Genomic DNA, 16,540 nt, shown 5'->3' with positions numbered 1-16,540 from the left:
TATGACCTGCTCTTTTGGCTTTGCACCTGCTTGTTTTTTCAATAATTGGTGACGGTTCTGTCGGGTTTGACGCATTTACTTTCCAAACTGCCCAATTTACTGTCCAAACAAGCTGTTTTACCGTCCAAACAACATCTTCCTTACTTCCTCTTCTTCAATACCTGCCGCAACACAATCTTCTCCCACCATGACCAAGGCATCAGCTGCTTCAACGCTAACGTCCACTTCAACCCTTTGCCAATTGGATACCTAAGCTTCTTTACTCTCTCTTCCATTGCCAACTCACATAGTAAATGAACCACCTCATCAGGGTCACCATGATTCTTCTTACCAGCTTCCAATCTGCTAGTAATGCCTTTCATATAATCATAGTATGGCGACCCACTATCCAGCGACCGCTCCGATACTTCCATTCCAGATGACCAAATGTTTGTGCTATATGACCCAGGCTCTACTAATGCAACTTGGATTCCAAAAGGGGCAACTTCCAATCGAAGACTTTCTGAGTACCCCTCTAACGCATGCTTTGACGATACATAAGGAGAGAGTCCTGGAAATCCAATTCGTCCACTTACACTGCTCACATTAATAATCGTTCCAGATTTTTGCTCTCGCATGGCCGGTAGAACGGCCTGAGTAACCGCCATCACTCCGAATACGTTCGTTTCAAATTGTCTGCGATAATCTTCTATCTCGATCTCCTCAGCAAATCCACCAACGGCAAATCCTGCATTGTTAATCAGGACATCTACCTTCTCCATCGACTGAACTTTTTTTGAGAAACGAGCAACAGAATCTCCCTCTGTCACATCAAGTGGAAACGGCTCAATTCGCTCAAGTATGTCCCCATCATCTGTTAACGAATTAAACGCGACTGCTTTTTCTACATTCCGCATCGTCGCAAGTACCCTAAACCCACGCTTAGCAAGCTCTAATGTAGTTAGTAATCCAAAGCCGCTAGATGCGCCTGTAATGATTGCTGTTCGCCTCAACTCACTCCACCTACTATCTTTTTCTTTTATTCTATCAGAAAAAGTCTCTACCCTTTGTACCTCATTCCTCTCATACTATTTTCTCAAATCTTAAAAAAAGGAGGAAAAATTTAAACTTTTGTTTAAATTATTATAGGGAGGGATTTATATGAGCAAAAAAATCATACTACTTCTTCCACTATTCTTCGTTTTCATCGCTCTCATACCTAAAGAATTAAAAGCAAATGAGTTCCTTTTGAAAAAAGAAGATCGTGGAGAAGCTGTCGTCGAGTTACAACAGAAGTTAATCGCATTGGAATATTTACATAGCAATGCAACTGGGTATTACGGAGAATTAACAGAAGCTGCCGTCCGTCAATTTCAATATGATTTCAACTTACTTTCTGATGGAGTTGCAGGACCGCAAACGCTTAATCAACTAAAAGAGGTTGAAAAAATCGCTAGAATCGTCCATGGAGAAGCTCGCGGGGAACCTTATAAAGGTCAAGTTGCGGTGGCAGCAGTCGTGAAAAACCGTCTAAAATCTCCTGACTTTCCATCTTCTGTTGAAGGAGTTATCTACCAAAGGAACGCATTTACAGCCGTTATGGATGGTCAATACAACCTAACACCAACATCTACCTCATACAAAGCGGTAAGAGATGCTTGGAATGGCTGGGATCCATCTGAAGGAGCTACATATTATTACAACCCTGCAATCGCAACGTCCGAGTGGATTTTTAAATGGACAACACCGAAGTTTACGATTGGAAAACACCTTTTTGCTGAATAAGTTTTTTACAAAAAAAAGCGCGCTCTGCAAATAACAGCTTTGGAAACAGAGAGAAAATGAAAAGGATCAATGCATAGAGATGAAAATCATACTGATTTTCATCTCTTTATGTAAGAACTTATCGTCAAATATAAAACACCTCCTAGTAACAAGAGGTGTCAATTAGTTACTTATTTTCTTTTGCAAGTTGCTTTCTATTCGGGGCAAGAGGGGGCTCCTCTAACCATTTATATTTTGTCATAATATTGAACCACTCTTTTGTCACCATCAAGTTTTTTAAGATAATCTTTTCATAAGTTACAGCAAGGTCTGTTCGCATGGCGGAAGCAAGCCCTGTTCCATGATAGGCTTGTGCGGTTTGTAGTAGGAATCCAATATGATACAACATTAACTTATCTGAAAAAGGTGAATCCTTTGATGTTGTGACTTCTGATTCCCAAGACATTGGTACAGGCAAATTATCTTTTTTTAATATATTACTTAGTGATTGAATTTGGTTATTTGAAGTATTTTGTGATGATTCTAGAAATTTTCTGACTTCTCTTGATTGAGCAACTTGGCTAAATGCAATCGAAAGAGTTTTCTCCAGTATCTTCTTTTTCAAATTAAATGAAAGACTGATAATTTCAGTTGCAGCTAACGGTCGTTTATCTCCAAAAAACCCATCTAAAAATTGTTGACCTGAAACAAACTCAGGAGTTGCTTCTGGATAGAAGTAAGGGTCTCTTTGAAAATGTCCTTTTTCTAGTAGTAATTCAATGGTTTGATGGTACATCCTTTTTCCATCATTATCACAGGAATCATAAAAATATCTTAAATCCTTTCGAACGGAAGCACTCAGTGATGTCATATGTCCGAGTAACCCATGAAGCGTCATAATATGTAAATAGTGTAGACAGAATATATCGGAAAATAACCTTTTCGTCCCTTTAGTAAGGTCCGAATCAGTAAATCCAATAGGAACAGGAAATCCTTCGTCTTCAATAAACATAGCTATCTGTTTCTTTTGTTTTTCAAATGTATTTACCGCATCTTCAAAAATTGCTTTTATCTTTTCATCTTCAATAATGGATAACATATACTTGTTTACCGTATGAATAGCTGTACCATTAACATATTCCTCCCACAAAGTCCCTATCTCAGCAGATGTGAGCTTTAAATCTTCTTTATCCATAAAATCACCTCATTACATATATTGTGGATTGAAATATATATATTTCTTTAAAAACATATAGTTTGAATCCTTGAGAACGACCATTATAAATAGGAATGGTGTATTAACTAAAAAGAGTATTCAAAGTATATCGTTCCACATTAAGTTTAAAGTCAAATAACAACAATAAAGTTAGTATCTAACCGGCGAGGGAATTTATCCATAAAATTACTTTAAAAAAAGGATTTACTGTTACCTTCGAATTCTGTAAAAGAGAAGCTGATTATTCAACGAACGGAGTATCTTATCGCAAGAAGACGAAGTTTAACCAGAAAAAACGCAATGGTTTTTAATAAAACCCATTGCGTTTTTTTCAACCGAACCGTTACTCTTCAAAAAGCCCGATTTTACTTATTCATCTTCGCAAGAAACCCGCCTAGCAAATCTTCTGCCGTTTCTTCTTTCTCAGGCTCCTCTGCCTCTTTGGCCGCTGCATGCTCTTGCAGTGCCTTACTCCAATCAAAGTCACCTAAGTCATCTTCTAAGTCAGCGCCTGCATCGTCATGCAGTAGATCATCTTCCGGCTCAACTAAAGGTTCAGACGGATGACTAGACTCTTCTTCTTCTACCTCGGTAAATGCTTCACTCTCCTGCAAATAAAGCGCCTCATCAATATCAAAGGCATTGCTATTAAGAGAAGCTAAAACAGACGTTGCTCGTACTGGATCAGCTAAAAGCTGAAACACAATTGCTCCAAGAAGAGCTTCTGAATGCGAGTGGCGCAGCCAGTTTCGCTGTTCTTTGCTTAATGCCTTCGGTAGTGGAATCATGACCGTTTCGCGTTCTTTTGCCATCGAGTTGCTAACACCATCTAAGGCATATTCGGCAATTTTACTTGAAAAGTTTCGTCTCTCTGTCTCTTTTAATCTTTGTAGCTGTTTAAGTAAGTGATCTGGTGTATCAGAGGGGAGACGGAATGTAATTGCCTGACCCCTCTGGATTCCAGTCGTCCCCTTTGTACTCATAGAATCACCTTATTAGTTTTTCACAGCTTTTTTATCTTTTTCTTTGTCTTTTGGATCTGGGTTGTTTGCCTTTTCAAAAGCTGAAATCAACTTATAGTACGCATTTGCCATCATCCAGATGCTCTCTTTTTCATCTTCAAAGAAACCGATATTAAAGCCATCTAAGCTGTTATTTAATGTTTTTAAGTAGTCTTTTAATACCATTGCACCGCCGCCGACAAAGTAGCAGATCTCTGTTTGAGAGTTCTTTGACCATACATTGCGTAAGTGACGATATTGTTTCTTCGCAAGCTCCATTAAAATACGATCTGTAATATCGTGAACGCTTGTCCGACTTCCGCGTACCATAATGTGATTGCGATCGTGTTTCTTCGTAATAATGTCAACAACATCACGACGGCTATCTAGCTCTACGCCGTGCTTTGAGCGAATTTCTTCACGAATTTGCTCAAGTGATTCAGCTACACCAAGGTTAAAGCCCTGTGCCTTATCATCATCAACATTGCGGTTTTTAATCACAGCAATATCCGTAGATAATCCACCAATATCTTGAATCAGAATGCTCTTATCTACTAAGTCTCTATTAATAATGTTTAAATTATTATCCATAACTAAGTTGATGTAAGCAGCAAACCCTTCCGGATATACTTTTACTTCGTCAAATTTAATATTCACTTTGATTCCTTGATATTTTGGTGTAACAAGGAATTCTACTTGGTGAACCGAGCTTAATAGCTGCGAACGATAACCAACGTCTTTTCCTTCTTTTACTTCACGTAGCGGCAAACCCGTTCCTATTGTATAGTTTGCATCTATAACATTGTTTGTCTTTTTAAATAGGTTCGAATTTTCTTCTCTTACAGCATCTAACGCTAATGAAGCAAAAAGCATAACTAACGTTTGATCTTCTTCCGATTTGCTACTGCCAGGATCGAGCTCATTTGGATTGTTGCTCTTTGTCGCTAAGTTACCAACACGGTAAATCGCATTGTTCTCTAGAAGGGCAGGGGAGTGAACTCGAATATGTATTCCATCTAGAGGATCCTTTTCATTTAAATCTTCTATTCCAATAACTGGTCTATCTTCTGTATCTCTTGCGATGACATTCGGGACATTTAATTCGAAATCTGCTTTTCCAAATAACGCTTTAAGGGAATCGTTACCTACATCAACTGCAGCAATTCTTGTTTTTCTCATTCAAATCATTTCCTTTCGTTTCAGGATTTTATAACTTTTTCCAACATATATAAGAGTATAGTAGAGTGCTAGATTCGTCAATGATACTTAAGTTGTATTCGTTTTTGTATACATGTATACATTTTCGTTTACATGCATACAAATCCGTACACATCCCTAAAGTACGCAATGTATACAGATTTGTACACATGTAAACGTTATTGTAAACACCCAAGTATACATTTTGTACACATGTATACGTTTTTGTATACTTGTACACATAATTGTATACAACGACTATATTACCACTATATGGATGACCGAATCCTCTCCTCTCCCCTCTTTTACCATCACCCTTGATTTTTACTATTCGACTGTTCACGACTAAAAAATAGAAATATAGACATCTATCTACAATAATCACATCTTAATTTAAAGCTTATTACTATCAAGATTCCACCTATCTCCCCTCTAAAATCTCACCATGAAACTCCCATAGCTACCCAGAACTCTACTACCTATCTTCATTCCAAAAACAGAACCACTCCCCTCCCCTTCCTTATCTCTCATACAATCGGCAGACACACGTTTTTTTCACAAATAAAAAAGGAGCCAGTACCCTCTTTCAATACTGACTCCTCACACCAATTATTCAGTTAAACCACTAGCAGCAATAGGACTAACTCCTACACTCTTCCCTAACGCCCACTTTTTTAACTTTTTAACCGAAATGAGTCCATCTGCAAAGAACTCAATCCCAGTTGAAGTTGGATCCGGGTAAATTCTTGTTGTCATTACTTTTTCTCCATCATTAACAAAGACTTCAATAGACGATGTATCTATGAAAATACGCAAATGAAGCTCATTATCGTGCAATTTGACCGGTGTCCTGCGAGTACCATCTAATCCTTTTCCAGATTTGTTACGATCTAACGTTAAGAATTCTTCATTGCAATCATAGCTAAGGACGGTTTCCTCCCCTAGCTCCTCATTCATACGCATTTTCAAACCAAATCTAGTTGCTTCTTTTGCTTCAATAATGACATCTATCTCAAGCGAATCTCCTGAAACATCTTTGAACACGTGGTCCCCTTCAAAGGATACATGCTCATATTCCGTAAGGCCTTCTCGTAATGTTTCAACTTCTGGCATTGGCTTACTAATGATTTGGCCATTTTTGATAAATAATTGTCGAGGCAATGTCATCGCACCTGCCCATTCGAACTCTTGTTCAGGCATGTCACTTTCCCACATCGCCATCCATGCAACCATTACTCTTCTTCCTTTTTCATCTACCGTTGTTTGAGGTGCGTAAAAATCAAACCCATAATCAAGCAGCTGAAAAGCGCCATGGCCGAGCTTCCCACTTTCATAATCTAACTCCCCTACTACATAGCCTGATTGGTGTAAATTATGATACAGATGACCTTCTGGCTTCATTCCTTGAGGTGACATCATCAGTACATCTTGACCGTCTAAATGAAAAATGTCTGGGCATTCCCACATATAGCCAAAGTTCCCTTCTCCTTTAGCTGCAACATTTAAAAATTCCCACTCTAGTAAATCGGCTGAGCGATAAAGCAGAACCTGCCCTACTTCATTCTTTGTTTTATTACCAATGACACAGTAATACTCATCCCCATGCTTCCACACTTTCGGATCTCTAATATGGTTCGGGTGGATATCCCCTTCAGGCGCCGCTCCAATGACTGGATTGTTCGTTAGTTTTTCAAAATTTATACCATCCTCACTAATAGCAAGGCACTGAACTTGTTCTAAATCTGTATCGTGGTTATCCCCTGTCCATTTATGCCCCGTATACATCAGATAGAGCTTCCCATCCTTTTCAATTGCGCTACCGGAAAAGCAACCATCTCTGTCATAGTCTTCACTTGGAGCAATGGCAACTGGGAGGTGTTCCCAATGGGTTAAATCTTTGCTTTTCACATGCCCCCAATGCATCGGTCCCCACTGCGGGGTAAATGGATGGTGTTGGTAAAATAAATGATATTCCCCTTTATAATAGCTAAAACCATTTGGATCATTAATCCAATAGGCTGGAGAGGCTACATGGTAGTTTAATCTCCAGTGATTTTTGCTCACTTCTTCTTTAGCTTGATTAATAGATTTAATTGCCTTTTCAACTGCCTGTTTATGTTGTGTCATTTCGTACCTCCTGATTTCCTTCTATGCTCTTGCTACTGTTCCATTCTTTATTATTTTTTCTTTGTTTGACTCATTTTGCTCTCCCGATAAAATAGGAGCTAGTACGACAACCGTCCACATCCCCATTAGACTTACACCATAGAAAGGAATCATCCCTGGAATTGATCGTAAAACGAAATATAACAGAACAAATCCACCTACTAACATCCCTGTTCGAACTGGGTGTAACGTTCCTGTTATAAATGCCATTTTCATCGTCATCCACACTCCATGTGATCGGTAAGTAACCATTGGTATCACATAAAGAGCGATTATCGTATACATAACGAACAAACAAAGCAATCCGTACTTCAAAAATACATGAAGAATTCCACTCATAGACTGAACAACAATTACATTCATTGCTAAAACAGATCCTAATGCAAGCGTTAAAACCATCAACATGTTCGCTTTTACAAAACTATTTTTGTAAGCACGGAAGAAGCTCTGAACTACTTTACATTCCTCTTTTTTTATCCAGCGAGTAAGGACGGTTAACAAAGCAACCGTTGCCGGGAACATCCCAAAGATTCCAAGACCAAGGACTGTAAAAGCAATCCATAGCAAATTGACAATTGCTAGTTTCATTAACCAGTCACAAACTTTATATATTCCACCAGCAACTCCACCTACTTGCATAACCGACACTCCTTATTAGTATGATTTCACTACATCCTCTAAAGCTGGTAAAGCGGGAATTGCCCCTCGACGAGTTGTAGCGATGGCTCCACACTTTCCTGCAAATGAAACCATTTCACGAGCCTTTCCTTCACTCTTAAGAAAATCTATGAGGCTGCTACTCTTCATCTCTTTTTGCAAAAAGAATAACAATCCACCGACAAAGGCGTCACCAGCCCCTGTTGTATCAATCGCCTCGACCTTCATCGCACCAACAGATTGACAATAATCTCTTGTATATATAACGGAACCTAAAGCCCCTTTCGTGACGACAACAAGCTCATTTATTCCTCCAAACAACTGATGAACAGCTTCCCTTTCATTTTCGATCCCTGTTAAGAAGTAGAGTTCCTCATCGCTAATTTTCACAATATGAGCCTGCTTGAAATAGCGGAGAATGCATTCTTTTGCCGCTTCTGCATCATCCCAAAGGGCTAAGCGGACATTAGGGTCAAAACTTATAATGAGCCCCTTTTCTTGAGCGATTCGCAGTGCTTCTACCGTCGCTTCCCTTACCGGATGTCCAATCAAGGAAACGGACCCAAAATGGTAGATATCTCCTTCTTCAAACCACTGTTCATCGACTTCTTCAGCAGTTAACATCATATCTGCAGATGGATCACGGTAAAACATAAACTCTCTTTCGCCATTATCTTGATTCGTTACAAAAGCAAGTGCCGTTTTATACTCATCGCTCTTAACGACAAAGTTTGTAAGTACACCCGTTCTTTGCAGGGTTTCTTCAAGAAAGTGGCCGAACCCATCATTTCCAACCTTTCCAATAAAAGCAGCTTTTCCACCAAGTTTTGCGATTGCTGCCGCTACATTAGCAGGAGCACCACCAGCCGCTTTTTCAAATTCCAGTATGTCCTTTAATGATTTCCCTTTTTCTTTTGGTACAAAATCTATTAGCAATTCACCTAAGCTTATGACCTTTCCCATGTTCCCTTCCTTTCTCATCCATTATCCAATTTAGTTTTTCGAACCTGTATGCGCTAACCCTTGCACGTAATATCTTTGTAAGAAAATAAAGATTAATAGCATAGGAATCGTTGTGACAGTCAGTGCTGCCATCACTTGGCCCCATTGAACAGGAGGTTGATTCATAAAGTACTGTAACCCAATTTGAATCGTTCTCATCCGGTCTTCCGTTGCTACTACTAATGGCCATAAGAAATCATTCCAATGATTGATAAAAGTAAAGATAGCAACCGTTGCAAAAATTGGCTTTGAAAGTGGAACAATGATTCTAAAAAAGATTCCGATTTGCGAGCAACCATCAATCTTCGCAGCTTCTTCAATCTCTTTTGGAAAGTCTAAAAAGAACTGTCTAAAAAGAAAGATACTAAAGGCATTTGCAATAAATGGAACAATTAGCCCCGTGTATGTGTTTACCCAGCCAAAATTATAAACAAGAACATAAAGCGGCAGGAAAATACTTTCTGGCGGAATAATTAATGTTGCAATTATAACCGCTAACCAAAAGTGTCTTAACGGAAAATTAAAGCGTGCCAATGCATAACCAGCCATTGAATTTACGACGAGTCCGCATATTAAAATTCCAACCGTATAAACCAAACTATTTAACATGTAACGGAACAAATCAACACGCTCAAACGCAGCAACATAATTTGCAAAGTACCCACCTTCAGACGGTGCAGGCGGCAAAAATGCCTTAAACGAACTAATATCTTCAAAAATTTGAAATTCATTTTTTAACGAAGAAACTAGCATCCATATTAGAGGGAATAGGAAGATGAACGCTAATAACGTCATAAAAATATACAATATAATATTTTTAACTAACAGCCTTTCCTTCATCACGTTCAACCCCTTTCCTCGCCCGTAAACTTACGCTGTATGATCGTAATGATAAGCACTAATATCGTAAACACTACCGCCATTGCCGAAGCATAACCAACATCTCGATAGTTAAAGCCAACCTCATAAATGTGATAAACAAGAGTTTTTGTCGACCCTAATGGTCCGCCTTGAGTCATAATCATTGGTTGTACTAATAATTTCACAGCAGCAATCGTAATCGTTACAAAAATAAAGATGGATACATTTCTTAGCCCCGGAAGAGTCACATTCCAGAACTGCTGTAACGGGTTGGCACCATCTATGGAAGCCGCCTCATACAGATGCTTAGGAATGTTTTGTAAGCCTGCAAGGAAAATCAACATTTGAAACCCTGCCCCTTGCCAAACGGACATGACAATAATCGAATTCATCGCTTGATTAGGACTTGTCAAAAAGGGTTGTGGAGAAATACCAAAAATACCTAACATCTCGTTAATTAAGCCCTCATTCGGGTTATATAAAAACGTCCAAAGAATCGATACAACAACTAACGACATAACAACTGGACTGAAATAGGCAGTTCGGAAAAAGACCTTACATTTTAGCTTTTGATTGATTAATAATGCTAACCCCAAGGCAACAGCCATTTGAATTGGGACAACTAGTAACGCAAAGTATGCTGTATTTTTAAAAGCTTGTTTAAATTCAGCATCTTGAAAAATATAAGTGAAATTTTCTAATCCTATGAATTGCTTTTGGTCTGGTCTTAATATATAAAAATCAGTGAAACTATAGTAAAAAGCCATCCCCATTGGATATAACAAAAACACACCTAGCAAAAGCAAAGCTGGAAGTAAAAATAAATAACCATTAATAAATTCTTGTGTTTTTTGCGATTTTATATTAAAGCGTTTCTGTGCTCTGATAGGCTTCATATCAATTTTTTTATTGGTTTCCATAACCATCACTCCACATCTGACATTTAACAGAACAAGAGGCTTACAGAAAGCCCCTTGACTGTCATGAAAAAGGTATCATCCTTCTTACTGATTAAAGCGACGTAGTTCTCGTTCTACTCGTGTAACTTGTTGATCTAACGTTGACTGCGCGTCTTCGCCTAGTGCCATTGCATGAAACGCTTGAGCAAACGCATCTGTTAATACCGGATATGCCGGCGTAGTAGGACGTGCATGTGCTGTTTGCACAACTTGATCACGCATGATCTTTTTCGGTAACTCATTATACTCTTCCATACTTTCAAACGCTGACTTACGAGCAGGAGGCATGCCAGTAACTTCAGATAAGCCAATTACTGATTCTTCATTTGTCATCCATTGCATCACTTTGTAAGCAGCTTCTGGATGCTCAGCCTGTGTAGAAATTGCGTAAGCCATACTTCCAGACGGTGATTTTGGAACTTCGCTATATGGATAAGGCATCATTCCATAGTCCATTCCAGCATTCTCTGCAGATACGGCAATCCAAGGTCCTCCAAGAGCCATTGCCGCATTCCCTGACTCAAATTGCGTTTCAGAAGGAGTTAAACTAACGACACCTTCTTCAAATAAACTCTTCACGTACTCAAACGCTTCAACACTTTCTGGGCCGTTTAAATACCCATCAACCGTTGTGCCATCTTCAGAAATTAACTCTCCTCCGTTTGACCAAATAAACGGTGCGCCCATGTAGGTATACCACTCACCAACACCATAATCCATAAATAAGTTGAGTCCATAACGATCATCCGTTGTTAGTTGTTTAGCAACAGCCATAAACTCATCCCAAGTCCATGCATCTTCAATTGTTGTTGGTGCTTCTATCCCTTCTTCTTCAAAAATTTCTTTATTGTAGTAAAGAACGACTGAAGACTCCATTGCACCTAAAGAATACAATTGATCATTATACGTACCTTGTTGAAGAATGGAGTCTACAAAATCCTCTTTGTCTTCATCCGAGATATACTCATCAATAGGAGCAATAATTTCTGCATCTGCATAACTAGCAACGAAAGGTCCATCAAGCGCTAACACATCTGGTAGATTGCCAGCAACTAATGCAGCATTTAAGCTGTCATTATAGGAGCTGCCGCCATCATCCATAACTACCTCGACATTGATTTTAATTTCGCCATCATGAGCTTCATTGAACTCTTCAATTCTCTTTTTGTAAAATTCAGTCTCTTCTTCGCCTGATTGGTGAATCCACATGCTTAGTTCAGTGACTCCCGCACCCTCTTGACTCTCATCAACACTCGATCCTTCATCAGTAGATGTTTCTTGATTGTTATTGCCGCATGCCGCTAACAACAATACCATGAGCATGAAAACAAATAGCAACTTAGCTCGACTCATCATCATTCCCCCAAACTCTTATTTTTTGAAATTTAGTAAACTAGCACTCTTTTGTAAGAGCTTACACACATCATAGCCAAGGTTTAAAAATATGTCAAACGTTTTCATAAAATAAACCACATTTATTTATTAGATATTTTCATAAAAACCTTTAAAAAATCACGATTTCCTCTAAAGTTTTTAACAATAAATATACAAAAATGACTAAACACCTCTTAGGAAAACCTAATTTTAAGGTAACGATAACATGTTTTTGTGACTGATATCTCTATTTTATGAGATGAACAAATAGAAAACTATGATTTATTCATACTAAATCTACTAAAATTGCTGAAAAAAAATTTATGACATACGTTACCACATTTATGGTACACTCTTTGTACACTCAAATTTCAAATTTTCCCAGATGAACTCACTTTCTCATTCTGTTCGTTTCTGGTATGTTTTAAGTAGAACGTTTTCATATTTCTTATGAATTCTAAACAAGGAGAAATCAATGGTTAATATTAAAGATGTTGCAAAAAAAGCTGGAGTTTCCGTGACAACGGTTTCAAGGGTAATTAATAACAGAGGATATATCGGCAAAGAAACCCGTAAAAAAGTCGAAAAAGCGATGGCTGACATTAATTATTCTCCTAATCAAATCGCTAGAGCACTTCAGAAAAGTCAATCCTATCTCTTAGGTGTGATTGTCCCTGACTCCGAACACCCTTTTTTCGCTGAACTTATTAAGAACATTGAATTATACGCATATAAGAATAATTACAAACTCTTATTATGCAACTCACTAGACGAGGCGGAAAAAGAAACAAATTATATCGGAATGCTCCGTGAAAATCGAGTAGATGGCATTATCATGTGCAGCCAAACATTAGATGTAGAAGAATATAAAAAGGTAGATCTGCCAATTGTTTCATTTGACCGAATCATGTCTAACGATATTCCATATGTGGGATCAGATAACTTTAATGGAGGCCGTGTCGCAACGAAACACTTAGTAGATAGTGGTTGCCAAAAGCTATTGCACTTGTCAGGCCCTCTCGATTTAGATATGTTACCAAATAGGCGTTCCGATGCTTTTAAACTTGTATGCATGGAGCATGACATACCATATAAAATTATTGAAGAAGAATATAGCAGAGACACATTTTCATTTTTCGAACATCATGAAAAATTTATCGAAGAGAAAGTATCCAAAGAACTTCTCACCTATGATGGTGTTTTTTGCAGTAATGATATATTGGCTTACGCTTTATATATCCATGCACAAAAAAGAGGCATTAACGTACCAGAACAACTAAAGATTGTCGGATATGACTTTAACTCTTTTACCCGAATGCTGCAAAAACCAAAGCTCACAACAGTTAAGCAACCCGTTGACCGTATCGGTCGTGAGTTATGCTCTACGTTAATAAACATGATTGAAGACAAAGATGGAGAAAAACGAAACAACACCATTGTTGATATTGAGCTAATAAGAGGAGAAACGACTTAGAACAAGCGTTACGAAAAGAAGCCTAACAATATTGAATTCAACTGTTAGGCTTCTTATCTTTTAATTCGCATACATTGTTGTTTTTTGGGGATTTGATATCATTAGATTCACCTACATCTATGTAATACCTAAATTATAAAATAAAATGACAGTGAAATGTTTGATGAAAATTAAACTTCAGACTGTAGACAAAAGGCCTTTGAGTTTCATTTCTCAAAGGCCTTTTTACACTATTTCTCCTATTTCTTTTGATCGTTGAAGAGTAGGGAATTTCTATCTTTCCGCTCAACAAAGCGGACGGGATGGGAGGGCCGACTCCTACAGGAGGGAAGGGCAGGTTGAAATCCACCGGCGCAGCCGGTTAGTTCAACGCCCGCCTGCGGAAAGCGTGCCCCCCATCCCGGGAGCGAGGTCGAAGCTCCTTTTCAAGTCCGAAATAAACGAGCACTTTTTTCAGTGGCCTCGCAGCCGAGGAGGCTCGCCACCTCCTTGCGGGTGCGAGTGGCTGGAGCGTAATGTAACGAACATGGGAAGAAAACAGCCTTTAATTATTACGCGTTCACAGCCTCTATCTCCCCATCAACCCTCATCTCGCCCTCTCGTATCATCTCAATAAACAACGGTACATATTTCGGGTCAAATTGTTTGCCGGAACATTGCTCTAGCTCAACAATTGCCTCTTCGAATGTTTTGGTTTTCTGGTACGGACGCTCGGTTGTCATCGCATCAAACGCATCAATGATACAGAGAATTCTCGCTAATTTCGGGATGCTATCCCCTTTTAACCCATGTGGATACCCTTTTCCATCATAACGTTCATGGTGAAGTTCTACCAACGGCACCAAATGTAATAAATCTTTATTTATAGAAATAATCTCCTTGCCCCAAGTAACGTGCTTCTTGATCATTTCCCATTCATGCGGATCTAATTTTCCTTCTTTATTCATAATATCCCTTGGAATTTCCAGCTTCCCAATATCATGAATTAAGGCACCCATGATCAATGTTTTCTTCTCATAATCACTCAACTGTAATTTATTAGCAAAATGAATCGCATAGGTAAATACACGTTTACTATGCTTGTACGTATTAATATCCTTTGAGAGAAAAATCCGAACTTGCTGCTCAAGCAACTCGATCTCTTTTTCTTCATCGAGATTTTTTTGAACGACATCTTTTTCATCATATAAATGGATTTTATTCTTTCCTTGCGCTTTAGCATAGTACAGCGCCCGATCTGCTTGACCTAATAACTCAGAAGAACTATCGATCATTCCTTCCTGATAAATAATTCCCGCAGAAAACGACAAGCACCCATGCGGCAAGATTTCGACTCCTTTGAAATACGTATCATTCATCTTCTTACGCAGTCCATCTACAAATTTAAAAGCATCATTTTCTGTTGTATTAGGCATTAAAATCGTAAACTCTTCTCCACCATACCGTGCAAGGGTGTAATTAGAGCCACCACAGCCCTCTTTTAATACAAGGCCAACGCACTTAAGCAATTCATCGCCTTGTAGATGGCCGAAATAACCATTGTATTTGTTAAAGTCGTCAATATCGATCATTGCCAAACTCATTTTCTCATCCTTTTGCTCTTTCACAAGCCCTTCTAACAGCTCTTTAAAATAACCATGATTATAAAGGCCAGTAAGCTGGTCCACGTTAGCCCTCAGTGATGCTTCTTCATATAATTTGAAGTGCATTTTAAATGCATATGATAGGACTAATAGCAAACAAGAAAAAAGAAACAGTCCATAAAATGGCTGGTGTAAAAGCAAAATTCCAAGTAACAGAGACAAAATGAGAATACTAATATAGCTTGAAAGTGATTCTTTGATTGCTCCAAGAACGATTGCTAATAAACTATCGGCATCGAGCAAATAGAAATACATCCCAATACAAAAAACATTTAATAACATGTAAACAACTAAAGCGAAAATATAACTATGGATTAATTCAGGACTAATGACCCCAGCTTGGCCACCCGTTAAGACAAAAACCGAATAGGCAGAAACGATCATTATTGAAAAAGTCGCAAAGTTAAAAATATGCTTCCACCAAAGAATTTTCACCTGATAAAGCGCGCCGATGATACTGCTTACAAAAAGAATCAGTAACGTAAATTCAAGACCAAAGGCAAAAATACATGCTAAATAAATAGCTGAATCCATTGAAAGTGCATTTCCCTTTGGAGGGAGTAGAATCGTAAAATGTCTGCATAGAACTAATACGGCTACTAAACAAGCCATCAAGGCCCATAATATAGGCGAATATTCATCAAACGTCATATCCCCAAACAAAGCAAAGAGTGCAATCCCAAGAATAGAGAGAAAGATAACGTACATATTCGCTTTTTGCTTAAATAAACCTTTATTATTCATTCGTCTTCAACTCTCTAATACATAGTAAAAGGAGAAGGCTCGTACGCCTCTCCCTAAAAAATTATGACTAATTGGAAGCCTGATGCAACAACTGAGATGAAATAAGTCCAAGCTTCTTCAAAACTTAAACAATTGATCTATATTAGTTTAGCAACATTCTTACTAGACTGCAATCCAATGCTTTAATCAATAATCTAATTTAGACTCTTATTCTATCAACATACTGATGGATAAATAAACTAGAAATAAATAATTAAGATTCTATTAACAATACAACCCATTACCATATATTACAAAAACAATAAAAACAGACAGTGAAATAATAAAAATCAAAACCACATATTAACTTTTGATCATAAATTGTTAATAATTACATCCAAAAAGGAGGTATACCCTCAATAAATCAAACTTTAAGGAATATTTTTATTCATTTATATTATTGACTGTAAATTAGTATTGTTTTATAATTTTAAAGACGATTCAGACAATTACTTTTTTTCGAA

At 38.1% G+C, this 16,540-nt stretch carries 13 protein-coding genes; 2 read left to right on the top strand and 11 right to left on the bottom strand.

What is annotated here, in order from left to right; all coding sequences use genetic code 11:
- Nucleotides 1-140: 140 nt before the first annotated feature.
- Nucleotides 141-992 (bottom strand): oxidoreductase, encoded by an 852-nt coding sequence (locus MF646_RS12700; RefSeq protein WP_250096878.1) that lies wholly within the window; start codon nt 990-992, stop codon nt 141-143.
- A gap of 148 nt (nt 993-1,140) precedes the next feature.
- Here MF646_RS12700 and MF646_RS12695 point away from each other — a divergent pair, with 148 nt between their 5' ends.
- Nucleotides 1,141-1,764 (top strand): cell wall hydrolase, encoded by a 624-nt coding sequence (locus MF646_RS12695; RefSeq protein WP_250096877.1) that lies wholly within the window; start codon nt 1,141-1,143, stop codon nt 1,762-1,764.
- A gap of 166 nt (nt 1,765-1,930) precedes the next feature.
- Here MF646_RS12695 and MF646_RS12690 read toward each other — a convergent pair whose 3' ends face one another.
- From MF646_RS12690 to MF646_RS12650, 9 genes are all read right to left on the bottom strand, one after another.
- The gene (locus MF646_RS12690) at nt 1,931-2,938 is read right to left on the bottom strand and encodes a DUF3231 family protein (RefSeq protein WP_250096876.1); all 1,008 of its coding nucleotides are present in this window, start codon (nt 2,936-2,938) and stop codon (nt 1,931-1,933) included.
- 386 nt (nt 2,939-3,324) lie between these two features.
- On the bottom strand, nt 3,325-3,942 hold the full coding sequence (locus MF646_RS12685; RefSeq protein WP_250096875.1) for a hypothetical protein: 618 nt from the start codon (nt 3,940-3,942) through the stop codon (nt 3,325-3,327).
- 12 nt (nt 3,943-3,954) lie between these two features.
- Nucleotides 3,955-5,139, bottom strand: a complete 1,185-nt coding sequence (locus MF646_RS12680) for a ParM/StbA family protein (protein WP_250096874.1) — start codon at nt 5,137-5,139, stop codon at nt 3,955-3,957.
- Between the two features lie 627 nt (nt 5,140-5,766).
- Nucleotides 5,767-7,284: a glycoside hydrolase family 32 protein gene (locus MF646_RS12675; protein ID WP_250096873.1), complete on the bottom strand. Its 1,518-nt coding sequence runs from the start codon at nt 7,282-7,284 to the stop codon at nt 5,767-5,769.
- A gap of 21 nt (nt 7,285-7,305) precedes the next feature.
- Nucleotides 7,306-7,962: a YesL family protein gene (locus tag MF646_RS12670; protein WP_250096872.1), complete on the bottom strand. Its 657-nt coding sequence runs from the start codon at nt 7,960-7,962 to the stop codon at nt 7,306-7,308.
- Nucleotides 7,963-7,977: 15 nt separating this feature from the next.
- Nucleotides 7,978-8,943, bottom strand: a complete 966-nt coding sequence (locus MF646_RS12665) for a PfkB family carbohydrate kinase (protein ID WP_250096871.1) — start codon at nt 8,941-8,943, stop codon at nt 7,978-7,980.
- Between the two features lie 30 nt (nt 8,944-8,973).
- On the bottom strand, nt 8,974-9,822 hold the full coding sequence (locus MF646_RS12660) for a carbohydrate ABC transporter permease (protein ID WP_250096870.1): 849 nt from the start codon (nt 9,820-9,822) through the stop codon (nt 8,974-8,976).
- Between the two features lie 5 nt (nt 9,823-9,827).
- A complete protein-coding gene (locus MF646_RS12655; protein WP_250096869.1) occupies nt 9,828-10,763 on the bottom strand; it encodes a carbohydrate ABC transporter permease in 936 nt (311 codons plus the stop codon).
- An 84-nt stretch (nt 10,764-10,847) separates the two neighbouring features.
- Entirely contained in the window at nt 10,848-12,155 is a 1,308-nt protein-coding gene (locus tag MF646_RS12650; RefSeq protein ID WP_250096868.1) for a sugar ABC transporter substrate-binding protein, read from the bottom strand.
- Between the two features lie 496 nt (nt 12,156-12,651).
- Between MF646_RS12650 and MF646_RS12645 the strand changes: the two genes are divergently transcribed.
- Entirely contained in the window at nt 12,652-13,650 is a 999-nt protein-coding gene (locus MF646_RS12645; protein ID WP_250096867.1) for a LacI family DNA-binding transcriptional regulator, read from the top strand.
- Between the two features lie 551 nt (nt 13,651-14,201).
- Here the strand turns inward: MF646_RS12645 and MF646_RS12640 are convergent.
- The gene (locus MF646_RS12640; RefSeq protein ID WP_250096866.1) at nt 14,202-16,037 is read right to left on the bottom strand and encodes a bifunctional diguanylate cyclase/phosphohydrolase; all 1,836 of its coding nucleotides are present in this window, start codon (nt 16,035-16,037) and stop codon (nt 14,202-14,204) included.
- Between the last annotated feature and the right edge of the window lie 503 nt (nt 16,038-16,540).

The organism is Halalkalibacter alkaliphilus (genome assembly GCF_023555415.1).
GTDB classification, from domain to species: Bacteria; Bacillota; Bacilli; order Bacillales; family Bacillaceae_D; genus Halalkalibacter; species Halalkalibacter alkaliphilus.
Note: the sequence above shows the minus strand (reverse complement) of the source record. Positions and strands in the feature narration are given on the sequence as shown.